Below are 23,273 nucleotides of genomic sequence, written 5' to 3'. Positions count from 1 at the left end.
GAGCTAGCCCTTCCGACTGCCTCATTCGCCCAAATAGGCTTTCTGGACCTGCTTGTCGTGCAGCAAGTCATGGCAATCGCCCGTCAGAGCGATACGGCCCGAATCGATGACGTAAGCACGATCGCAAGTCTGCAAGGCCAAGCGGGCGTTCTGCTCTACCAGAAGCAGCGTCACACCGCCCTTCACTACATCGCGAATCGTCTCGAAGATCTTCTGTACGATGATTGGTGCAAGGCCCATGGATGGCTCGTCTAGAAGCAGCAATTTCGGACGTCCCATTAGCGCGCGGGAAATCGCCAGCATCTGCTGCTCCCCTCCGGACATGGTTCCGGCCAGCTGAAACGCACGCTCCTTCAAGCGAGGGAAGACTCCATACATACGCTCGATATCTGCACCGATAGCATCCTTGCCGTCACGCCGGGAAAAAGCGCCCATTTCAAGGTTTTCGTGCACCGTTAGCTTGGGGAAGATGCCACGTCCCTCCGGCACCAATGCCAGGCCTTCGCGGATCAGATCGTAACCCTTGATCGCAGCATGAGCCTTGCCGTCGAAGGTAATTTGCCCGGCACTAGGAGTCAGCAGACCGGCCAGTGTCTTGAGGGTGGTGGTCTTGCCTGCACCGTTTGCGCCGATCAGGGCAACCATTTCGCCCTCTCCGACTTTGAGGTCGATTCCCTTGATAGCCTGGATCGCACCATAGGCGACCTTTAGATCATTTACTTCCAGGATGTTTTTCATGCCACAGCCTCCGCACCGAGATAGGCTTCGATGACTTTGGGGTCCTTCTGCACGTCGGCCGGTAGGCCATCAGCGATCTTGCGGCCGAATTCGAGCACCGTGACGTGATCGCACAGCCCCATTACCAGCTTCACGTCATGCTCGATCAACAGAACAGTCTTTCCATCTGCCTGCATCTTGCACATCAGTTTGCGCAGACCCTCAGTTTCCGAAGCGTTCATACCGGCGGCCGGTTCATCTAGAGCGATCAGTTTTGGCTCGGTCGCCAGGGCGCGGGCGATTTCCAAGCGGCGCTGGTCGCCGTAAGACAGATTGCGCGCTAGTTCGCCCCCTAGGTGGGCAATGCCAACGTAGTCGAGCCAATGCCGGGCGGCTTGGCGGATCTCCCGCTCCTCTTGAACACAGGCCTTGGTGCGCAAGATCGCGCCGAACACACCGCTGCGGGTGCGCACATGCCGCCCAATCATTACGTTCTCCAGAGCCGTCATGTTGTGGAACAAGCGGATGTTCTGGAAGGTACGTGAAATGCCGGCTTCTACCACCTTGTCAGGCTTACTGATACGAAGGGGTTTGCCATCGAACACCACGCGTCCCTGCTCGGCCTGATACAAACCGGTGAGGACGTTGAACAGAGTGGTCTTACCGGCACCATTAGGCCCTAGCAGACCGCGAATCTCGCCACGGCGGATGCTCAGATCGATTCCGTGTAGAGCCTGCAAGCCGCCAAAAAACTTGCTGACCTGATGCAGTTCGAGAAGTACGTCGCTCATGCCTTGTCCGCCTCTTTGGCCGGGTAGTCGAAGGATGCTTCGGTCGCAGGAGCCTGCACGGTTGTACTCAGCGCGGCGGCCACAGGGGCCAATTCAGGATCGGTATCATGCAGTTCATTGCGACGCCTGTCGGATGGCCACAGGCCTTCAGGACGGAAGCGCATTACCAGAATCAACGCCAGTCCGAACACCAGCATGCGCAGAGTCGATGCGTCCAGAACGTTGCGTAGGATGTCGCGGCTGATGAAGGTGACATTGTCCATCACCCACGGCTGAATCCAGTTGACCAGGTCTCGGAACAATTCGGGCATTACCGAGAGGATCAACGCACCAAGAACCACGCCACGGATGGACCCCATACCCCCAAGCACGACCATGGCCAGGACCATGATGGATTCCATCAGGGTGAAGGATTCGGGACTCACGAAGCCTTGGTAGCTGGAGAACAGGACGCCGGACACACCGCCGAAGGTTGCGCCCATGGCAAAGGCAAGCAATTTAAGGTTGCGCTTGTTTAGACCCATGGCCTCTGCGGCGACTTCATCCTCGCGCAGTGCCATCCAAGCGCGACCGATACGCGAGACCTCAAGGCGCTTGGACAGAATGATGCAGAGGATGACGATGAACAGGAAGAACAGGTAGTAGCTGATTACCGGTGACACGTTTAGTCCGAACAGGCTCCAGTTCTGCTGAAGGGACAACACTGGAACCACTTCACTGCCTGCAGCATGCGTCCATGGCCCAAAGTCGACATGCAGAGGCGCAATATTGCTGATGCCCTGGGGGCCATTGGTGAGATTCACCGGCTGGTCCAGGTTGTTCATGAAGATTCGGATGATCTCGCCGAAACCGAGGGTGACGATTGCCAAGTAGTCACCCCGGAGCTTAAGCACAGGCGCACCGATCAGCACCCCGCAGATGGCAGCAGCGACCGCTGCCACAGGGATGATCACCCACAATGGCCAATCCATCACGCCACTGGCAAGGCCAGCCAAGTTCAAGTGTGGCGACGCGAGCAAGGCATAGAGGTAGGCACCGATCGCATAGAAACCGATATACCCCATGTCGAGTAGACCGGCGTAACCGATGACGATGTTCAGCCCCAGGGCCAGAAGCACATAGAGCATGGCGAAGCCGAGGATGCGCACCCAGGTCGGGCCCAGCATGGGAATCGCCTCGACCAAAAACGGCAAGGCGATAAAGCCAAGGATCAACAAAAGGTACTGTGTCTTGAGGTTTTTCATGATCCCGTCCTCAGGCTCGGTCGGCCTGGCGTTCGCCAAGCAGGCCATTGGGCCGGAACAGCAGCACCAGGATCAGCACAGCAAAGGCGAAGATGTCCTGGTAGTTGGCGCCGAGGAAGCCCCCGGTGATTTGGCCGGTGTAACCAGCCGCAAGCGACTCGATCAGACCCAGCAATAGCCCGCCTGCCATGGCGCCGAACAGGTTACCGATGCCACCAAGCACCGCCGCAGAGAAAGCCTTCAAACCCAGCAGCAGCCCCATATAGGCATCTGCCTGGCCGTAGTTGATCGCACGCATCACTCCGGCGATGGCGCCCAAACTCGCGCCAATCAGGAAGGTCGCGGAAATTACCCGGTTAATGTTGATGCCCATCAGTCCGGCAACTTCCTGGTTTTGCGCAGTGGCGCGCATGGCTTTGCCCAGACGAGTCTTGTCGACCAACAACCAGAGGCCGAGCATGATCACCACAGCGATCAGCATGATCGACAACTGCACGTTGGTCATGGTGGCGCCAAAGACGTCCACAGGCTGGGTCTCGACCACTTCAGGGAAGGTTTTGTAGCCACGCCCCCAGATCATCATCGCCAAGTTCTGCAGGGCAATCGAGATGCCAATGGCAAGAATCAATGGAGTCAGTCGCGGCGCTTTACGCAGCGGCCGGTACGCATACTTCTCCATGCCTTGAGCCAGCAACATGCACACTACGGCCGCCGCCATGATCGCCAGAAGCAAGGTGACGATGCCGGGGGCGAATCCCGCGCCAGCGAGCATCGTAAGAACGGAGATGGTCACCATCGCACCAACCATCACCACTTCGCCGTGGGCAAAATTGATCAAGCCGATGATGCCGTAGACCATGGTGTAGCCCAGAGCTACTAGCGCGTAAATGCTGCCCAACACCAACCCGTTGAGCACCTGTTGTAACAAAATATCGAAATTTCCGTCCACGAGCTGAATCCTCGAAACTGCATTGACGACGACGCATGACAATGGGTTGTCATGCATCGACGGACCTGGCAGATGGGTGAAGTCTTATTGTTTTTTGCAGGCTTCAGCCCGCTAATTATTCGAGGGTTTGCCGTTACTTAATCCCGCTGAACGGCCAAGGTCTTCCATGCGCCACCTTCGAACTGGAACACCGTTGCAGCCGGGCTTTTCAAATTGCCTTCGTCGTCAAAGGCGATGGTGCCCGTTACACCTTCATAGCTCTCACGCTTGAGGACAGGCAGGTACACCTTCGGATCAGGAGAGCCGGCCTTAACCATGGCGTTGATTGCCGCCCAGGTCGCGTCATAGGCAGCTGGTGAGGACTGCACTACGCCAACGCCGAACTTGTCTTTCAGCTTCTGCTCGAAAGCAGCGCCCTTGGGCATCTCCAACAACGGGGTGCCGTAGTTCCAGGCATACACACCTTCGGCAGCGCTACCAGCCATCTGCTTGAAGGAGTCGTTAGGCAGGTTGCCAATGTTCATGAAGCGCGCCTTCAGGCCCAGGTTTTTCATCTGCTTGGCCATTGGGGCGGCTTGGTAGTCCAAGGCGGCAAAGAACACCGCATCGGCTTTTTGTGCCTTGGCGGTAGTGAGGATGGCGTTGAAATCAGTGGACTTGTCGTTGGTGTATTCGCGCACCACCACGTTGCCGCCTGCTGCTTTAACAGCCTTTGTCACTTCGTCTGCCAGACCCTGGCCGTATGCAGTACGGTCGTCAAAGATAGCGATACGCTTGGCTTCCATCTTGGTGACCAGATAGTTGCCTGCGTAGCGGCCAAGAGTGGCGTCATCGTTGACAACACGGAACACCGAAGGGATTCCTTGGCGTGTGAGCGCTGGGTTGGTAGCGGATGGTGAGATTTGGGGGATGCCGGCGGCTGCGTAAATTTTTGAGGCGGGGATACTGGTACCGGAGTTGTAGTGGCCAATTACGACTGCCACTTTCGAATCCACCAGGCGCTGGGCTACCGCAGTACCGGTGCGAGGATCCGCAACATCATCTTCAGAAACCAGCTTGAATTCGGCAACCTTGTCGCCGATTTTCAGTTGCTGTTGATTTGCCTCCTCGACTGCGATCTGGATGCCATGTTCAACATCCTGGCCTTGGTGTGCTGATGGACCGGTCAAGGGCCCCGCAAAGCCAATCTTGACTACCTCAGTCTCCGCTGCGTTTGCCCCTCCCATAGTCATCAGCAAAGTAACCGCGGTTGCGAGCACGTTCAGCCCGCATTTTTTGTTGTTTTGCATTCTAGTGCTCCCAGTAGTGGTCGAACGAGCATCGGGACACAAAGCAAGCGGACGAGGACCAGAAAGCAATACGAGCCCTCGCCATCGCTTGCCACACGCATTGGCCAGAAAGCCTCCGCACTTGTAAGATAACAGTCAGCAGGTAACTGTCAAGAGGACTATGCTATGGTCGGGATCGATCAAAAGGACATTTGGACCGGTGGAAGGCCTTGAAGCCTGCGTTCGTACCCAATATCCGAATGAATGCTTGATAAGATCTGTCTACAAAATCACCGCTGGTTGGATACGGATCTCGCTCGAAAGGGCTTCAGGCCTGCTCAACCCAGCGGATAAAAACCGTGAGGAGCGAATCCGCTTGAGGAGCAATTTGCTATGAATGCGTCGCTAGGCATACGCCGCGCCAATTTGGCTGAAACCGTAATTCAGGAGCTATCAGCACGGATCGACAATGGCATTTGGGGACCCGGTCAAAAGCTGCCATCCGAGCAGGAGCTGTGTAAGGAGTTCGGTGTCAGCCGCCCCGTCGTTCGAGAGGCCGTAGCATCCTTGCGTCTAGGAGGGCGCTTGGTGGCACGCCAGGGCGTAGGCGTGTTCGTAGTGGAGCAGGACGTCAAACGAATCGGTTTTGCCATCGACACTGTTGTCGACGATGTTCGTGCCGCAGCTCAGATTCTGGAGCTGCGGTTGGGCGTCGAAGTTGAGTCTGTTGCTCGCGCCGCTGAACGTCGCAGCCCTACCAGCATGGCGCAAATCACGGAGGCGCTTGATCGATTTAGCGCCTTGAGTGACGCCTCACTTGAGGAGGAAGCCAGGGCCGACTTTGAGTTCCATTTGGCGATTGCGCGCGCGACCAACAACCCTCACTTTACGCAGCTTCTTGAAGCCTTAGGACCAGATATCATTCTCGACCTGAACCTTAAGCACAGCCAGGTTCATGGAAAAAATCGGCAGGCCCACATCAAAAAAATTGCCCGCGAGCATGGTGCGATTTTGTCAGCCATCACAATGGGTGACGTAACAGGTGCGCGAACAGCATTACGAAAACACTTGGAGGAAAGCCTTTCGCGCTATCAGAGACTGTTAGACAGCAAGGCATAGTGCACTTTCCATCACAGAACGCTGCTTGCGCGTGATGACTTGGCTGGGCTGCAAAACAGCCCTCTGCCAGTCCGCTGAGCGATCTAACGCTTTCCAAAAATCCCGACCGCCCGCTACTGAAACAGCTAAATCGTTTGTTCAAATGCTCCAAAACCCTTGAGCGCTCACCCATGCGAAATCGCCTGCGAGCAGCGCGCATGCTCCGCTTCACCCTACAATCCGAGCGTATGGTGCGCCGTAGACTGCCTCCGGAGATGTAGCACGAATATCCCAAAATCCAAGCAGATAGGTAAGTTATTTGATAACATACAAGCAAAATTATCTGTCGGCCTTATAGCCGGGATGATCTAGTAACTTGGGAGTTTGACGATGGAAGCAGCACTCAACACGCGGAGGGCTAACCTCGCAGAAACTGTAATTCGCGAGTTGTCCAACCGCATCGACTCAGGCATTTACGGTCCAGGCGAAAAGCTGCCGTCTGAACAAGCCCTGTGCAAAGAATTCAACGTAAGCCGACCTGTCATCCGTGAAGCCGTAGCATCCCTTCGCCTGGGTGGTCGCTTGATCGCGCGCCAAGGTGTAGGCGTTTTTGTCGTGGAACAGGACGTCAAGCGCATCGGCTTCGCCATTGGCAGCATTGTCGACGATGTCCGAGCGGCGGCCCATGTTCTGGAGTTGCGCCTTGGAATCGAAATTGAGTCCGTGGCACGAGCTGCGGAACGCCGAACGCCTGCCAGCCTAGCCATGATCACCGAAGCCTTTGATCGCTTCAATGCCCTGGACGGCTCCAATCTCGAAGAAGAAGCCAAAGCCGACTTTGAGTTCCATCTTGCCATTGCGCGAGCCACGAACAATCCGCACTTTGCCCAGTTATTGGAAGCGCTTGGCCCAGACATCATCCTTGACCTGAACCTGAAGCACAGCCAGGTCAGCGGGAAGAACCGTCTGACCCACATCAAGAAGATCGGTCGAGAGCACGGTGCAATTCTCTCTGCAATCACGATGGGAGATGTGTCAGGTGCTCGCAGCGCACTGCGCAAGCACTTGGAGGAAAGCCTTTCACGCTATCAGCGACTGCTTACAGAGAGCAACTGAATAGCGGCCTTCGCCAAATTGAAATGCTTCAGCACAAACCGATGCACACCCAATACTGGCGATGCGATCGGTTTGAACCTGAAGCGAGTAAGGGTGTGGATCAAAGCCCCAAGCAGACGTACTTGATTTCGAGGTAATCCTCGATCCCGTAGCGCGAACCTTCGCGACCCAGCCCTGATGCTTTAACGCCACCAAATGGTGCGACTTCGGTTGCGACCACTCCGACGTTTACACCAACCATGCCGTACTCCAGCGCTTCCGAAACCCGCCAGATGCGCCCAACGTCACGAGCATAGAGGTAGCATGCCAAGCCGAACTCGGTGTTGTTGGCTTCGGCAATGACTTCCTCTTCACTGGTGAAGCGAAACAATGGCGCTACAGGCCCAAAAATCTCTTCCCGGGCGACACGCATCTCAGGTGTTACATCAGCCAACAGGGTGGGCTCGAAGAATGCCTCACCGAGAATATGGCGACGCCCCCCTGCAACTACCCGAGCACCAGCCTCCACAGCCTCGCCCACCATCCGCTCCACTCCGGTGGCAGCACGACCGTCAATCATCGGCCCTACCTGAGTGCCAGGCTCATCACCTCGCCCAACAACCAACTCGCGCACACGCTCAGCAAAGCGTTCGACAAAGCGATCGTAAATGCCTGCCTGGATATAGAACCGGTTGGCGCAAACACAAGTTTGTCCGCTGTTCCGGAACTTGGCGATAAGCGCACCTTCGACCGCCTTCTCCAGGTCTGCATCATCAAACACGATGAAGGGCGCATTCCCGCCGAGCTCCATGGTGACTTTCTTGACCGTCGCAGCTGACTGCTGCAACAGCTGAATACCGATTGGAGTGGAGCCCGTGAACGACAACTTGCGCACGATTGGGCTAGCGGTCAGCTCACCGCCGATAGCCGCTGAATCCCCGGTGACCACGCTGAGCACACCCGCCGGGATACCGGCTCGCTCAGCCAGTACACAGAGCGCGAGAGCGCTGTACGGTGTCTGCGAGGCAGGCTTGAGTACCAGCGTGCAGCCTGCGGCCAGGGCGGGAGCCGCTTTCCGCGTGATCATTGCCGCCGGGAAGTTCCACGGGGTGATCGCGGCACAAACGCCGATTGGTTCCTTGGTGACAATCAGCCTGCGGTCGGCTGCAGGCGACGGGATAACATCGCCATAAATGCGCTTCCCTTCCTCAGCGTAGAACTCCACATAAGCCGCAGCGAAAGCGATCTCGCCACGGGACTCAGCCAGCGGCTTGCCCTGTTCGGCGGTCATGATTTGCGCCAGGTCTTCCTGGTGAGCATGTATCTCGCGGAACCAGGCTTGCAAGCGTGCCGCACGTTCTTTTGCGGTCAAAGCCCGCCATGCAGGCAGAGCCCGTTCAGCAGCCTCGATGGCACGGCGGGTTTCTGCCGCGCCCATACGCGGAACCGTGCCCAGCAGTTCGCCAGTAGCCGGATTGGTGACATTGATATGTTGGCCACCATCTGCCGGCACCCATTTTCCGTCGATGTAGCAAACTTCACGCAGCAGATTAGAATCGGCAAGTTTCATGTCGATTAGCTCGTTCGAAGAAAAAAAAGTGGGGCCAGACTGCGCCCCACTGAGGGAACCTCACTGAGAGGCCAAAGCCTTGTCTCGGATCTGGCTGAGGGTCATGCGCGGGGTCAAAGCTTCTGGGTCCACTTGCACTTCAATAAGCGAAGGCTTGCCAGAAGCTTGGCAACGCTCAAATGCACCAGCGAAGTCTTCCGTGCGGGTCACAGTTTCACCGTGCAGACCAAAGGCACGAGCCAGAGCTGCGAAGTCCGGGTTGTGCAGTTCGGTACCGGACACACGGCCAGGGTAGCTACGCTCCTGGTGCATACGGATGGTGCCGTACATACCGTTGTTCACCACCACGACGATCAGGCGAGCGTCGTAATGCGCGGCGGTAGCCAGTTCCTGCCCATTCATCAGGAAGCAACCGTCACCAGCGAATGCAACCACGGTGCGTTGCGGGTAGGTCAACTTCGCCGCCACAGCTGCTGGCACGCCATAACCCATGGAGCCGTTGGTTGGCCCGAGCAGGGTGCGGAAGGTGCGGTGTTGATAACCACGGTGTACCCAGCCGGTGTAGTTACCAGCGCCGCAGGTGAGGATGCTGTCTTCTGGCAGCGTCTTGTTCAGCCAGGCAATTACTTCGCTCATCTGCACATCGCCAGGCGAACGCGGAGTTTCGAAGTTGCCACGGTAGCCGCGATTAAGAGTAGCGACCCAGTCCTCGAAGGCAGTCGGCAGTACCGCCGGCAACGAGGCGGCCTGACGCAGGAAGCTCGCTGGGCCAGCATTGATCCCCAGCGTTGGCTGGTAGACCCGACCAATTTCTTCTGCGCTGGCATGAACATGCACCAACGTCTGCTTCGGCGTCGGGATGTCGACCAGAGCGTAGCCGCCAGTGGTCATTTCGCCGAGGCGAGCACCGACCACGATCAGCAGGTCGGATTGTTTCACTGCTTCGACTAACACCGGACCTGCCGCAAGGCCCATGTCGCCAGCGTAGTGTGGGTCCGTATTGTCGAACAGGTCCTGGCAGCGGAAGGAAGCGGCTACCGGCAGGTTCTGCACCTGGACGAACTTCTTGAGGTCTGCGACCGCGTCAGCATTCCAACCACCACCGCCAGCAATCACCAGTGGCTTGTTGGCCTTGGCAATCAGCGCCTTCAGCTCCTCAAGCGCGGCAGGGGAAGGAGCTGCTTCAACACGTTGTGCTGGACGAGCGTTCGGGACATGGACGATATCGGTCAGCATGTCCTCTGGCAGCGCCACGACAACAGGACCTGGACGACCGCTGATCGCCCGCTGGAACGCTTGGTTGACCAGCTCAGGAATGCGCTCGGCGTCATCAATCTGGACAACCCATTTGGCCATTTGGCCAAACATGCGGCGGTAGTCGACTTCCTGGAAGGCCTCACGCTCGATCTGATCACGGGCCACTTGACCGATGAACAGGATCATCGGCGTGGAGTCCTGGAACGCGGTGTGTACGCCCACCGAGGCGTTGGTTGCACCAGGCCCACGAGTGACCATGCAGATCCCTGGTTTGCCGGTCAGTTTGCCGTAGGCTTCAGCCATATAGGCTGCGCCACCTTCCTGACGGCAGACGACCAGCTCGATCTCGTCTTTAACGTCGTGCAGGGCATCGAGCACCGCCAGGTAGCTTTCGCCAGGTACGCAGAAGGCGCGATCAACGCCATTGACCCGCAGCGCGTCGACCAGTACTTCGCCACCGCTGCGCTTGCCTTTGGATGGATTATTCATTGTGGTGTTCTCCTCAGGCCTGGGGTCAAATGACCGAATCTTCCAGGAATGGCTTGTTATCGATCACTCGCTGGTACGACAGCGCGCTCAGGTCCAGCGACCGGTAGCCGCCGTAGGTAATCAGTTCGGAAAGGCCACGACCAATCGCCGGTGCTTGCTGCAACCCGTGGCCGCTGAAGCCGTTGCAGAACAGGAAGTTGCTCACTTCGTTGTGCGGGCCAACGATGGCGTTGTGGTCCAGCACACAGAAGTCGTAATGCCCAGCCCAGAAGTTCACCACCTTGATGCCTTCGAATGCCGGTACGCGTTCGGCAAGGATCGGCCAGACCTCTTCGTCGAACTCGTCGTGCATCACGTCGAAGTCTTCGAAGTCCACTTCCGGATCGTGTTTCGGATAGGTACCACCCAGGTAGAACTTGCCTTCCGGGCGGAAGAACACACCTGTTGGATCGATGGTCAGCGGCACGGTGCCTTCCAGCGGCGTACGGCAATCGAAAACAAACAGCGAGCGGCGGCGCGGCTCGACCGGGATGTCCAGACCGGCCAAACGCGCAACCTTGGTACCACGAGTGCCCGCGCAGTTGACCAGCAGACCGCAACCAATGCGCTCGCCACTGGCCAGCTGCACGCCGGTAATACGATCACCCTCACGCTGGATGCCAACTACTTCGTTCTCGATATACTCGATACCCATCGAACGTGCTTTGCGGCGGAAGCCGTTGAGCATGCCGACACTGTCGAACCACCCCTCACCAGTCTGGCCATAGCTCGCGCCTGCCAGGCTGTCGGTGTTGACCCAAGGGAATTTGCGCGCCAGTTGCTCAGGGTCGAGCAGATGAACGTCGGCGCCATGAGAGACCTGAGTATCGTGCAGGCGGCGCAGTACCTCGAAGCCCTTGTCGTCCCCCAGGAACAGGTAGCCGTTCTCGTGGAAGGCCAGGTCTGGACGATCGCCCTCGACTTCCATCAGGTCCGGGAAGTTGCGCACGAACTCAGCGCCGAACTTCGAGATCTCGATGTTGATCGGATTCGAGAACTGCTGACGAATCGAGCTACTCGACAATGCAGTGGCGGATTTGTTGTAGGTCCAGTCACGTTCGATGACCAGTACCGAACCCTTGAAGTCCGGGTTGTTGGCCAGGAAATAGGCGGTGGAGCTACCGTTGACAGCGCCGCCAACGATCACCACATCGTAATTCTGTTGTTTTGCAGTGGAAGCCATGATTTAGCGCTCTTGTGATGTGGAGGTCATTTCGGGTCTTCGAAGTGCCCGGCACCGGCGAAATTGCCACCGTGGTAGCGCGCCGCCGGCTCATTCGGATCCAGAGGCGGATGCTCGGCCAGAACCTTCTCGCGGTAGTCGTCAGCGCTGTCTTGGGGCGCGTAGCCGATGGAAGAGGCCAAGCGGTTGTCCCACAGATTTTCGCGATTGTTGGACATTCCGTAGACAACCATGTGCCCGACACGCGGAGCCAGCAGCGAGCGTTCGGTCAACTGAGCGAAGTCGTTGAACGACAGCCACGTGGCGAGCATGCGACGATCCAATGGCTCAGGGAACGAGGAGCCGATGCGCAGGTTCACCGACTCAATGCCGAACTTGTCCCAGTAGTAGCGACCCAGATCTTCGGCAAAGCATTTGCTCACACCGTAGAGGCTGTCTGGGCGGTGAGCCGCATTGGCATCAATTGTTTCGGTGCGGTCGTAGAAACCAATCGCGTGGTTGGAGCTGGTGTACACCACGCGCTTAACGCCATTGCGCCGAGCCGCCTCGTAAATGTTGTAAGTACCGACGATGTTGCCGTTGAGGATGTTCTGGAAGGTATCTTCCACTGGCACCCCACCGGCGTGAACGATGACATCAACACCTTCGGTCAGCGGCAACACGTCGTTGAAATTGCCCAGGTCGCAGCGGATCAACTGTTCATGTGGGGCCGCCTGGCCCATGTCGGCGATGTCGGTCAGGCGCAGCTCGTCGGCGAAGGCCGCCAGATGTTTGCGCAGCACGCTGCCCAGGCGCCCGGCGGCGCCGGTGATCAGCAGACGTTTGAACGGCTTGCTCATGGTTTACCTCAAATCAATCAGTTGTTCAGACCAGCGCCGCGAAGGCTTCGCGCAGCTGACCCAGGGCCTGTTCGAGTTCCTGCCGCGAAGTCGCGAAAGACAGGCGAACGTAGGGTTCCAGGCCGAACGCCGAACCCGGTACCGTGGCGACCTTGCCCACGCGAAGCAGGTAGGACGAAAGGTCTGCATCGTTCGCGATGACTTGACCATCTGGCGTGCGCTTACCGATGAAGGCCGCAACATTCGGGAAAGCGTAGAACGCACCTTCTGGCATCTGCAGGGACAACCCCTCGATCTCAGCAAGGCCACGCACTACCAGCGCACCACGAGCTTGGTACTCGCGATTAGCGTCCCGAACGAAGTCCTGCGGACCGTTCAGTGCAGCTGCAGCGGCCAGCTGCGAGATCACTGAAGGGCAGGTAGTGGTCTGCGATTGGGTCTTGTTCATTGCCACGATCAGGTCTTTTGACCCGGCCGCGTAGCCGAGGCGGTAGCCCGTCATCGCATAGGCCTTGGACACACCGTTGATCAGCAAGGTGCGGTCCCGCAGCTGCGGGCAGGCGGTGACAAACGAGACAAACGGCTGGTCACCGAGCACGATGTGCTCGTAGATCTCATCCGAGATCACCAACACGTGCGGATGGCGATCCAACACGGCCCCCAGAGCCGCAAACTCTTCGCGGGTGTAAATCGCACCACACGGGTTGTTCGGGGAGTTAAGCATCAACCAGCGGGTACGCGGTGTGATGGCTGCCTCCAGGCGATCCGGATCCAGCTTGAAGCCGTACTCGGCCCCGCACGGAATGACCTTCGGCACACCACCATTAAGCATGGCCATGTCGGTGTACGACACCCAATACGGCGCTGGAGTGATTACCTCATCACCAGGCTCCAAGGTGGCGAGGAATGCATTGAACAGCAGCTGCTTGGCGCCGTTGCCAACACAAATCTCGTCCAGCCCGTATTTCAGACCATTTTCCCGCTCAAACTTATCTACGATGGCCTGACGCAACTCCTCAAGGCCATTGGGAGCGGTGTAGTGATTGTTGCCCGCCAACATCGCCTGGTGGGCAGCCTCGATCACGTGAGCCGGAACGTTGAAGTCCGGCTCCCCCAGACTGAGGTTGATCACCGACTCACCCTTGGCGAGCATTTGTTTGGCCAGCACCGAAACGGCCATACTCGGTGAGCTCTTTACCGCGCGAACACGGCTGCTTTGGATTTCCATCGCTCAGCGCTCCTGGGCGGCTTCGAAGCCGTAGTCTTCACGCGCCTGCTCAGCGCTGATGTAACCGAAGCGCAGGTCACGCGCGACTTGGTCACGGTCACGCTTACGTGGGTCGCCATAACCGCCACCACCCGGCAGGCTCAGTACCAGGCGACGGTCCGCCGGCACAAACTGCTGGCCTTTACCGCGCAGTACGGTACCGTCATCCAAGCCGACGAAACCTTGGGCGCCTTGCTTACCACCGTCCAGGCCACGAGCGGCATACTGGATGCGGTCGAACATAGCGCTGAAGCGGAAGCTGTAGCCTTCGGCTGCAGAAACCTCGATCTCCTGGCCCAGACCGCCGCGCAGTTCGCCGGCACCACCGGAGCCTTCACGCAGCTCTTTGCGCCAAACCACAACTGGACCGGCGTGCTCGGTGGCTTCTACCGGCATGGTGTGGACGCCGCTTGGGAAAGCGGTAGCGCTCAAACCGTCCATGGCGGAACGAGCACCCATACCACCGCTGTTGAACATCAGCATCTCGGCGTTGCGACCGCTCGGGTTGCTTTCCAGTGGGCGCACGCTCAGGTGCAGGTTCCACAGGGCACTGGCGCCCTCTGCCGGCACTTTGCCTGGCAGACACTTGTGAAGCGCCCCCAGAACCAGGTCTGGAACGAAGTGACCAAGCACGTGACGTACCGAGACCGGCGCAGGGTGCTTTGCATTCAGGATGCAGCCCTCTGGTGCGGTTACTTCGAACGGCAGCAGGGAGGCCGAGTTGTTCGGGATCTCTGGGGCGACGATGCATTTGAGGCCGTAGCAGGCGTAAGCCTTGGCGTAGCCCAGCGGCACGTTGATGCCGAACTGACTCATTCCAGAAGTACCGGTGAAGTCGCTCTTGATGCCATCCGGGCCGACAGTCAGGGTCACGGCCAGGGTAACCGGCACGTCATAGCCGTCCAGGGTCATGCTGTTGCTGTAGGTGCCATGTGGCAGCGACTTGAAGCATTCCAGGGTAGCGCGACGGCTGTGCTCCAGAATGAAGCCACCAATGTGCTCCAGGTCGTCCAGCTTGAACTCTTCAAGCATGTCGAGGAGGCGCTTGTGGCCGGTCTCGTTACATGCCGACAGCGCGTAGAAGTCACCGACAACGCGGTCATTCTCACGCACGTTGTTGCGCAGGATGTTGATGAAGTCGCGGTTCACCTGGCCACGCTCGAACAGCTTCAGCACAGGAATGAACAAACCTTCCTCGTAAACCTCACGAGCATCCGGGCCAAAGCCGCGGCCACCGATATCTACGACGTGGGCGGTACTGGCGAAGTAGCCGATCAGTTTGCCCTTGTAGAACGATGGCGAAACGATGGTGATGTCGTGCAGGTGGCCTGTACCCTTCCACGGGTCATTGGTCACGTACACATCACCTTCGAAGATGTTGTCTTCGCCGATGTCGTTGATGAAATGCACCACCGCCTCAGCCATGGTATTGACGTGGCCGGGAGTACCGGTAACCGCCTGGGCAAGCATGTTGCCAGCGCGATCGAATACACCGGCCGACAAGTCGCCGGCCTCGCGCACACTGGTGGAGAAGGCAGTGCGAATCAGGGTCAGGGCTTGTTCTTCGACCACCGAGACCAGCCGGTTCCACATCACCTGCATATGAATGTCGATCATTGTTTCGCTCATGGTTCTTGCTTCCGATGTAGGGCGTTAGCGACGGACAACCAGCAGGCAGCCGTCGGGCTGGACCGTGGCGGTGAAGTTCGAAGTGACGAAGGTCGAGGTCTCACGCTCGACAATGATGGCGGGGCCATCAACCCGTGCACCGACCTGCAGTTCCTCACGCGGATAGATGCCAGCCTCCACGAAGCCGCCGGCGGCAACGTCAAAGACTTTGCGGCGCGATACTTCATGGGCGAGATAAGCAGCGCCAACTTCGGCGATATGAGCCACAGGCGGCAGCGGGGAGCTTGCCTTGACCGACCAGCTAACGATCTCGATATCCGGACCTTCGATCGGGCGGCCGAAGAAGCGGGTGTAGGCTTCTTCGAACAGAGCCTTGAACTGAACGGTGTCTGCGGCGGTGAACGCCTTGAACGGCAGGGCGACAGGGATCTCCCAACCTTGACCGACGTAGCGCATGAAGGCGGTGCAATCCATCTCTGGCTCGCCCTCAGGCATACCCTGACGTAGGAAGCCCATGGACTCGGCCTTCATCTCTTCGATCAGGCCATTGATAGCTTTCTCATCGAACTCGGACAGTCGAACGAAGGAGCTGCGGACTGCCTCGTAACCGAATGGAGCGCGCAGGAAGCCAATGGCCGAACCCACACCAGCACCGGCAGGCACGACGAAACGCGAAACACCCATCTTCTCGCACAGGCGTGCGGCGTGCAGCGGACCGCCACCACCGAAGGTGATCATGGTGTAATCGGCAATATCTTTACCGCTCTCTACTGCGTGCACACGACCAGCGTTCGCCATGTTTTCATCGACCACCTCGCAGACACCGAAGGCTGCGGTGTTGGGATCCATGCCTAGCGGGTTGCCGATTACACGACCCATTGCATCAGCAGCTTTATCGGTGGAAAGGCGCAGCGCGCCACCAGCGAAGTTGTCGGCGTCGAGACGGCCCAGCAGGAGGTTGGCGTCGGTAATGGTCGGCTCCAAACCACCACGGTTGTAGCAAGCTGGACCAGGCTCGGAAGCAGCACTGTGCGGACCGACGCGGATTTGGCGCATGCTGTCGATACTGGCAATCGAACCACCGCCGGCACCAATTTCGACCATTTCCACCACGGGGATAGAGATAGGCATACCGCTGCCTTTCTTGAAGCGGTAGGTACGCGCTACTTCGAAGGTTTTGGCAGTTTTCGGTACCTGATGCTCGATCAAACAGATCTTGGCAGTGGTACCACCCATATCGAAGGACACGACCGAGTCCAGCTGGTAGCGGCGTGCAATATCGGCCGCGAAGATTGCCCCACCAGCAGGGCCAGACTCCACCAGGCGCACTGGGAACTCAGCAGCGCTCTCTACCGAGATGATGCCGCCGCCGGAGTGGATCATGAACACCGGGCAGTCAGCACCGTGCTCCTTAAGGGTGACCACCAGACGATCCAGGTAGGACTTGATCAGCGGCTTGACGTAAGCGTTAGCACAAACGGTGTTGAAGCGTTCGAACTCGCGCATCTGCGGCGAAACTTCGCTGGAGATAGAGATCGACAGCTTTGGCAGACGCGCCTGCAGAGCATCACGCAGTTGGCGCTCGTGTGCGCCATTCACGTAGCTGTGCAGGAAGCCGATCGCCACGCTCTCGTAGTTGCCCTGGGCAATATGCTCGATCAGGGCGTCGATCTCAGCCTTATCAGGCGCGATCAGAACCTTACCCTTTACGTCCAGACGTTCGCGAAGGGTGAAACGGTCTTCGCGAGCGATCAGTGGCGGTGGCAGAACGATGTTGATGTCGTACTGCTCGAAACGGTTTTCGGTGCGCATTTCCAGGGTATCCCGGAAACCTTCAGTGGTGATGAAGGCGGTGCGGGCGCCACGGCGCTCAATCAGTGCGTTAGTGGCAAGCGTGGTGCCGTGGATCAGCTGGTGGATGTCCGAGAGGGCCAGGCCAGCGGCTTCAACAACCTGCTTGACACCGGTGAGAATTGCCCGCTCAGGAAGCTCATAGTCGGTAAGGATCTTGGTGGAATGAAGCACGCCGTCCACGTCCAGCGCGATATCAGTGAAGGTCCCGCCAATGTCCACGCCGACCCGGCATGATGTCGCAGTCATCGTCATATCCCCTGCTTTGTAGTTGTCTCCGCCCACAAAATGGCCGGCTGATCTGTAAGTTATATGTTGTCTTACATGTGGTCAAGAGGTTGTGCGCTATGAAACAAGGTCAATTGGATAGAAAAAGTGATATGACCTTGTGATAAAGGCCGCCCCACAGGAGCGTTCAGTCTGGCTCAAGCCCTGAAATACGTCCGTGTGGGAGCGGCCTTCGCTTTACCCCGGGTTTAACAACCCACACCCTCAGCCGAGAGTTTTGACCATCCGCGAACCACCTACTGCTTGTGCAGTGGGGAATACCTCGAGTCGCGACACATCGACCGCAGCCGGCATACGCAGCGCCGCGAGCAGCAACTGGGCAATGTCTTGAGGCTGGATGGACTCGTAACCGTCATAGAGTTCAGTGCCGGCGGCCTGCATTCCCATAGCGGTGCGATATAACTGCGTTTGCACTCGACCAGGAGCAATTTCGGTCACACGGACACCAGAACCCAGCAGATCACAACGCAACGCATCGCAGAAAAGGCTAACGCCTGCCTTAGAAGCACCGTAGATGGCCGCCCCTGGATGAGGCGCGCGCCCAGCACTGGAACCGATGAAGAACACGTGACCACGCGCACGTTCAACCATGCCAGGCAGCACTTGGCGAGCCAGATGCAGAGGCGCCTTGAGGTTGATGTCGATCATATTGTCGATCTCAGCCTCATCCACCTCCTGGAACGATGCACGAGTGGAGAGAACGCCAGCGTTGTTGACCAGTACGTCGACCGATTGCCCTTCCAAAGCGGCGCTAAATGCTTTGGTGTCACGCACGTCAGCTTCCAGCGTCGTTACACCAGGTTCGCTGGCCAACTCTGCCAGTGCGTCGCGACTACGACCCACCGCAATGACCTCCAGGCCTGCATCACGCAGCGCCAACACGATCGCTTTGCCAATGCCACTGGTTGCACCGGTGACGAGCGCGCGCTGGTAGCCTGCGGGGAAGGATGCTTCAGGCATAAATGTAGCCTCCGCTGACGATGACGTTTTCGCCGGTGGCGTAGCTGTTTCGGCTGCTACCCATCATGACGATCCACTCAGCAATCTCTGCCGGCTCGGCAGCGCGACCCAGCGGGTTGGCCGCAGCCAGTTCACCAAGGAAACCAAGCTGCTTGGCACGCTCAGTAGCGAAGCCAGCCGGGGCTACCGAGTTGACCAGAATTTGGTCCTTGGCACAGGCCTGGGCGAACGACTTGGTCAGGCTCACCACCGCAGCTTTCGTTGCAGCGTAGTGCGCGTTTTGAGGGTGAGCTTTGAATGCGTCAACCGAAGTGACATTGACGATACGGCCAGTTACTGCAGGAGCAGCAACGTACTGCTGCATGTGGCGCACGGCGGCGACCATCATGTGATACGTGCCCTTGATGTTCACGGCATTCTCCAGATCCCACTCATCGTCAGTGATATCGAGAATGTCTTTGCGCGGGTAGATCGCCGCACTGTTGACCAGACAGTGAACTCGGCCCAGGGCATCGACAATCTGCTGGAACGCAGCATGCGCGGTCTGCTGACGAGCGATGTCGCCAACTGCAGTAGCCACCTCTGCTCCTAGCCCACGCAGCTCTTCCGCTGCCTGCACCAAAAGCTGCTCATTTCGATCGATAAGACCGATTTTGCTCGCTCCACGCTTCACCATCAATCGAGCCGTTTCCAGGCCCAGACCGGATGCACCACCAACTATCACTACGGTTTGATCGTTCATGCCAAGCTCCTCCGATAAAGCTTTACTGTAAGATGCCTGTTGTCTTACATTTAGTCAACCAACCGCTCACACTGAACCACTGAATCGAAGGGCCTCGGTCATGACTGCTCCCGACGTGAAAAACGCCCGCGATCGCATCCTGGAAGGCGCATGCGAACTCTTTGCACTTTACGGCTACCAGGCAATCGGATTGCGAGATCTAGCGGATCACGTCGGAATTAAGCCTGGCTCCCTTTATCACCACATTGATAGCAAGCAGTCTCTATTGTTCGAGCTTATGGAGGACGCAATCAGCGAGCTGCTCTATTGCACTCGCCTGAACCTGCGTCGCAAAGCGCAAGCTCACGATCGGCTGAACTGCTTTATCGATACGTTCCTGAGCTTTAAACACAGCTCGGCAAGCCGGGCCAACCTGCTGTCTCGCGAACAGATCAATTTGACCAGCGAGCAAGCAAACGAATTCAACGGCCTTAAGAACGAATACATCCAGATTCTCTCGGACATCATCAAAGATCTGATCAGGACCAATCGCTTACCGCCGCTCACACTCTCCATGGCGGCAGACGCGGTCATAGGCATGCTTTTCAACCAGGCACAGTGGCTGAACGCCGAGGTCAACGGCAGCCAACAGAGCCCGGTGTTGAAACGCTTTGCCTACGGGATTATTGCGACGATGAACATCGAGGCCGCCTAAGCGCAGAGCTTTCCATTTCGTGTGCCACCCGCGAGCTATCGCCATGACCATTGCTAGAAAGGCCAAACGGCGCGACGAACTAGTGGATTGATTTGCCCGACCTACACGCAAGCCGTGAAAACCGCAGGCATCCGTCGCCTGCACCCAATGGAAATAACGAAGGTAAAAGCTCAAATGGCCAAGGCCGCCGATGTCGTTGTGCAATGCCTGGAAAACGAAGGTGTCGAGTATGTGTTCGGCATTCCCGGCGAGGAGAACCTCGACCTGCTGGAATCCCTGCGCAAATCGCAGATCAAGCTGGTCCTGACCCGTCATGAGCAGTCCGCCGGCTTCATGGCCGCCACTTATGGCCGCCTCACCGGCAAGACCGGCGTCAGCCTGTCCACCCTTGGCCCGGGCGCGACCAACCTGGTCACCGCCGGTGCCTACGCGTACCTAGGCGGCATGCCGATGCTGATGATCACAGGGCAAAAGCCGATCAAGAAGTCCAAGCAGGGCCGGTTCCAGATCATCGACGTGTGCGGCATGATGGACCCCATCACCAAGTACACCCACCAGTTCGCCTCAGCCGACAACATTCCTTCGCGTATGCGTGAAGCCTTCCGCCTGGCGGAAGAGGAAAAGCCGGGCGCCGTGCACCTGGAGCTGCCGGAAGACATCGCCGCCGAGCAGACCGACGCCATGCCGATCCCGCCAAGCCTGCACCGTCGCCCGCTGGCCGAGTACGTGGCCATCGACGCCGCGGTCGAGAAGCTGAAGAACGCCCGCAGCCCGATCCTGGTGATCGGCGCCGGCGCCAACCGCAAGATGACCGCCAAGGTCCTCAAGCAACTGATCGACAAGACCGGCATCCCGTTCGTCACCACCCAGCTGGGCAAGGGCGTGGTCGACGAGCGCCACCCGCGCTTCCTGGGCAACGCCGCGCTGTCCTCCGGCGACTTCGTCCACCGTGCTATTGAGGCGGCCGACCTGATCGTCAACATTGGCCACGACGTGATCGAGAAGCCGCCGTTCTTCATGGTGCGTGGTGGTACCGAGGTCATCCACATCAACTTCCGTTCCGCTGAAGTCGATGCCGTGTACTTCCCGCAGATCGAAGTGATCGGCGACATCGCCAATGCCGTTTGGCAGATCGCTGAAGGTCTGGGCGACACCACACACTGGGACTTTTCCCGCCTGCTGACGATCCGCGAAGCCAACGAGGAACAGATTGCCGAAGGCGCCGACGACGACCGTTACCCGGTCTATCCGCAGCGCCTGGTCGCCGACATCCGCCGCGTTCTGCCGTCCGAAGGCATCTTGGCCCTGGATAACGGCATCTACAAGATCTGGTTCGCCCGTAACTACAAGGCGCACAAGCCCAACACTGTGCTGCTGGACAACGCCCTGGCGACCATGGGCGCAGGCCTGCCGTCGGCCATGGCCTCGCACCTGGTGTACCCGGACCGCCCGGTAATCGCAGTGTGCGGTGACGGTGGCTTCATGATGAACAGCCAGGAGCTGGAAACGGCGGTGCGCCTGAACATGCACGTCACCGTGGTGATCCTGCGTGACGACGGCTACGGCATGATCCGCTGGAAGCAGGCGAACATGGGCTTCACCGATTTCGGCCTGGACTATGGCAACCCGGACTTCGTCAAATATGCCGAGTCCTATGGTGCCTACGGCCACCGTGTGGAGAGCGCGGATGCCTTGCTCCCCCTACTCGACCACTGCATTTCCAATCCTGGAGTGCATGTCATCGACTGCCCGGTGGACTACAGCGAGAACGACCGCATCCTGAACATGGAGCTTCGTGAGCGAGCGTTGGCAATCTGATTGGTATCCGTCTCCGCTGTAGTCGAGGACTTCAGCGGAGACGGCCCTGATTGAAGTTTCACTCCCACAATTCAGGTTGGGCTTCAAATGCACCCTCTGCGATCCGCCTTACACAACGAACTCCATGCCCGCCCATCTCTCTATTTCAGCGGGCCGGCCCATGTCTTTCATTTGGCGATCCTCGGAGACAAGGCTGACTGTGCAACGGTCCTACGGAGATGCCAACTTGAAGCCTTGAACTCGGACATGCCTCAAGGTATTACCTGCTTAGATGGCCACTCCTTCAAGTGGGAACAACACACTGAATTTTTTACCCTGACCCTGGCAGTGCCGTGCACGATCGGGGAATCAGATTGGAAAGCGATCCCACCGGCATTAGCCGAGGCAATCGAGCCATACACGGCAAAGATCATCAACGCAGTACAGGTATTGGTGCGCGATGAGCAGCAACTAGACCTAGCTAAGTACGGCTTCAGAGATCCATGTGGCTCTTGTGTGGGGGGTGGTGATGCTGTGGTGTGGAGTGATTTTCATCTCACACCCGATGGTACAAATCGTTTTTTGTTCATCAACCGCCGCCTCAACGCTTACCGCCAGGGCCGCATGATTAGGCGTCTGCTGGAGATTGAAACGTATCGAATGATGGCCTCCTTGACTCTCGGAACGGCGAAGGAACTGAGCCAAGATCTGGATGCGTTTGACAAGACCTTGGTCAACCTCTCAGAACGAAGCGCACGAAGTGATGGCCTGGACTCAAAAGGGTTGCTTGAAGCAATTGCCCGCCTGTCACGCCAAGTGGTGAGCCGAACTGTGACCACACGCCATCGCTTTGGAGCCACACAGGCCTATGCCCAATTGGTGTTTGAGCGGCTCGGCGAGCTTCGAGAAAGCCATGTTGGCGACTGCCAGCGCGTCGGTGTGTTCATCGAACGGCGGTTCAAGCCGACAGTGCGGTACTGCGCTGCTACGGAGCAAAGACTTGAGCAGTTGGCAGAAAACGTTGCGAACCTCGGAGACTTGCTCCAGGCACGCGTGCAAGTGGAAATGGAGGAACAGAACGCAGAAATACTTCGAGGCCTGAACGCTCGGGCCGATGCCCAGGTGAAGATTCAACGCGCCGTGGAAGGCCTTTCGATCATTGCGATCACCTACTACCTTCTGAACCTATTCAAGCTGCTCTACGGCGGGCTGAACGTGCTGGGAGCGGAGCTCACAGCTCGTGACGCATTACTAGGGATGTCACCACCCGTGTTGTTAGTGCTGGCCGTAATCCTGTTGCGGTTACGGAAAGCCAAACAGCACTGTTGATGGGGCATTCACCCATAAAAAAAACCCGCGCCAGGCGCGGGTTTTTTTCAGCAGCTGGAGAATGACAATAGGGTCTCTCGAGTGCTTGGCTTTTTGTCCAGCCGACGAATCATCAAGTCGTACTGGGTGGCGTCCTTTTCCTGACGAGCTGGGCTAATCTGCTGGTTCTCAAAGCGC

At 58.0% G+C, this 23,273-nt stretch carries 19 protein-coding genes; 5 read left to right on the top strand and 14 right to left on the bottom strand.

Features of this window, described 5'->3' with window-relative positions:
• Nucleotides 1–21 precede the first annotated feature (21 nt).
• The 5 genes from NRG23_RS25065 to NRG23_RS25045 form a co-directional block, all read right to left on the bottom strand.
• Nucleotides 22–738, bottom strand: coding sequence for an ABC transporter ATP-binding protein (locus tag NRG23_RS25065; RefSeq protein WP_257372670.1), 717 nt, complete (start codon nt 736–738; stop codon nt 22–24).
• Nucleotides 735–1,508 carry an ABC transporter ATP-binding protein gene (locus tag NRG23_RS25060; RefSeq protein WP_257372668.1) on the bottom strand — a complete coding sequence of 258 codons (774 nt, stop codon included), beginning with the start codon at nt 1,506–1,508 and terminating at the stop codon, nt 735–737. The genes NRG23_RS25065 and NRG23_RS25060 overlap by 4 nt, the downstream gene beginning before the upstream one ends.
• Entirely contained in the window at nt 1,505–2,752 is a 1,248-nt protein-coding gene (locus tag NRG23_RS25055) for an ABC transporter ATP-binding protein (protein ID WP_257372666.1), read from the bottom strand. The genes NRG23_RS25060 and NRG23_RS25055 overlap by 4 nt, the downstream gene beginning before the upstream one ends.
• A 10-nt stretch (nt 2,753–2,762) precedes the next feature.
• On the bottom strand, nt 2,763–3,701 hold the full coding sequence (locus tag NRG23_RS25050; protein ID WP_306674808.1) for a branched-chain amino acid ABC transporter permease: 939 nt from the start codon (nt 3,699–3,701) through the stop codon (nt 2,763–2,765).
• 137 nt (nt 3,702–3,838) lie between these two features.
• Entirely contained in the window at nt 3,839–4,990 is a 1,152-nt protein-coding gene (locus NRG23_RS25045; protein WP_257372662.1) for a branched-chain amino acid ABC transporter substrate-binding protein, read from the bottom strand.
• 372 nt (nt 4,991–5,362) lie between these two features.
• Here NRG23_RS25045 and NRG23_RS25040 point away from each other — a divergent pair, with 372 nt between their 5' ends.
• On the top strand, nt 5,363–6,088 hold the full coding sequence (locus tag NRG23_RS25040; protein ID WP_257372660.1) for a FadR/GntR family transcriptional regulator: 726 nt from the start codon (nt 5,363–5,365) through the stop codon (nt 6,086–6,088).
• A 369-nt stretch (nt 6,089–6,457) separates the two neighbouring features.
• Nucleotides 6,458–7,183, top strand: coding sequence for a FadR/GntR family transcriptional regulator (locus NRG23_RS25035; RefSeq protein ID WP_257372653.1), 726 nt, complete (start codon nt 6,458–6,460; stop codon nt 7,181–7,183).
• 100 nt (nt 7,184–7,283) lie between these two features.
• Here the strand turns inward: NRG23_RS25035 and NRG23_RS25030 are convergent, their stop codons facing one another.
• The 9 genes from NRG23_RS25030 to NRG23_RS24990 form a co-directional block, all read right to left on the bottom strand.
• Nucleotides 7,284–8,732, bottom strand: a complete 1,449-nt coding sequence (locus tag NRG23_RS25030; protein WP_257372652.1) for an NAD-dependent succinate-semialdehyde dehydrogenase — start codon at nt 8,730–8,732, stop codon at nt 7,284–7,286.
• Nucleotides 8,733–8,792: 60 nt separating this feature from the next.
• Complete coding sequence (locus NRG23_RS25025; RefSeq protein ID WP_257372651.1) at nt 8,793–10,478, bottom strand: thiamine pyrophosphate-binding protein; 1,686 nt, start codon at nt 10,476–10,478, stop codon at nt 8,793–8,795.
• 25 nt (nt 10,479–10,503) lie between these two features.
• Nucleotides 10,504–11,700 carry an FAD-binding oxidoreductase gene (locus tag NRG23_RS25020; RefSeq protein ID WP_257372650.1) on the bottom strand — a complete coding sequence of 399 codons (1,197 nt, stop codon included), beginning with the start codon at nt 11,698–11,700 and terminating at the stop codon, nt 10,504–10,506.
• Nucleotides 11,701–11,726: 26 nt separating this feature from the next.
• Nucleotides 11,727–12,539: an NAD(P)-dependent oxidoreductase gene (locus tag NRG23_RS25015; protein WP_257372648.1), complete on the bottom strand. Its 813-nt coding sequence runs from the start codon at nt 12,537–12,539 to the stop codon at nt 11,727–11,729.
• Between the two features lie 25 nt (nt 12,540–12,564).
• A complete protein-coding gene (locus NRG23_RS25010) occupies nt 12,565–13,767 on the bottom strand; it encodes a pyridoxal phosphate-dependent aminotransferase (RefSeq protein ID WP_257372647.1) in 1,203 nt (400 codons plus the stop codon).
• Nucleotides 13,768–13,770: 3 nt separating this feature from the next.
• Complete coding sequence (locus tag NRG23_RS25005) at nt 13,771–15,435, bottom strand: hydantoinase B/oxoprolinase family protein (RefSeq protein WP_257372646.1); 1,665 nt, start codon at nt 15,433–15,435, stop codon at nt 13,771–13,773.
• A gap of 24 nt (nt 15,436–15,459) precedes the next feature.
• Nucleotides 15,460–17,541 carry a hydantoinase/oxoprolinase family protein gene (locus NRG23_RS25000; protein ID WP_257372645.1) on the bottom strand — a complete coding sequence of 694 codons (2,082 nt, stop codon included), beginning with the start codon at nt 17,539–17,541 and terminating at the stop codon, nt 15,460–15,462.
• 237 nt (nt 17,542–17,778) lie between these two features.
• A complete protein-coding gene (locus NRG23_RS24995) occupies nt 17,779–18,534 on the bottom strand; it encodes an SDR family oxidoreductase (protein ID WP_257372644.1) in 756 nt (251 codons plus the stop codon).
• Nucleotides 18,527–19,276 (bottom strand): SDR family NAD(P)-dependent oxidoreductase, encoded by a 750-nt coding sequence (locus tag NRG23_RS24990; protein WP_257372643.1) that lies wholly within the window; start codon nt 19,274–19,276, stop codon nt 18,527–18,529. Before NRG23_RS24990 ends, NRG23_RS24995 begins: the two co-directional genes overlap by 8 nt.
• A 100-nt stretch (nt 19,277–19,376) precedes the next feature.
• Here NRG23_RS24990 and NRG23_RS24985 point away from each other — a divergent pair, with 100 nt between their 5' ends.
• The 3 genes from NRG23_RS24985 (at nt 19,377) to NRG23_RS24975 (ending at nt 23,096) form a co-directional block, all read left to right on the top strand.
• Nucleotides 19,377–19,970, top strand: coding sequence for a TetR/AcrR family transcriptional regulator (locus tag NRG23_RS24985; RefSeq protein ID WP_257372641.1), 594 nt, complete (start codon nt 19,377–19,379; stop codon nt 19,968–19,970).
• A gap of 174 nt (nt 19,971–20,144) precedes the next feature.
• A complete protein-coding gene (locus NRG23_RS24980; protein WP_257372640.1) occupies nt 20,145–21,788 on the top strand; it encodes an acetolactate synthase large subunit in 1,644 nt (547 codons plus the stop codon).
• Between the two features lie 87 nt (nt 21,789–21,875).
• Nucleotides 21,876–23,096 (top strand): DUF3422 domain-containing protein, encoded by a 1,221-nt coding sequence (locus tag NRG23_RS24975; RefSeq protein WP_257372639.1) that lies wholly within the window; start codon nt 21,876–21,878, stop codon nt 23,094–23,096.
• Nucleotides 23,097–23,273: the final 177 nt, after the last annotated feature.

Source organism: Pseudomonas sp. T8, assembly GCF_024610635.1.
In the GTDB taxonomy this organism is placed as follows: domain Bacteria; phylum Pseudomonadota; class Gammaproteobacteria; order Pseudomonadales; family Pseudomonadaceae; genus Aquipseudomonas; species Aquipseudomonas chlororaphis_I.
This window is presented reverse-complemented; position numbering and strand designations above follow the sequence as displayed.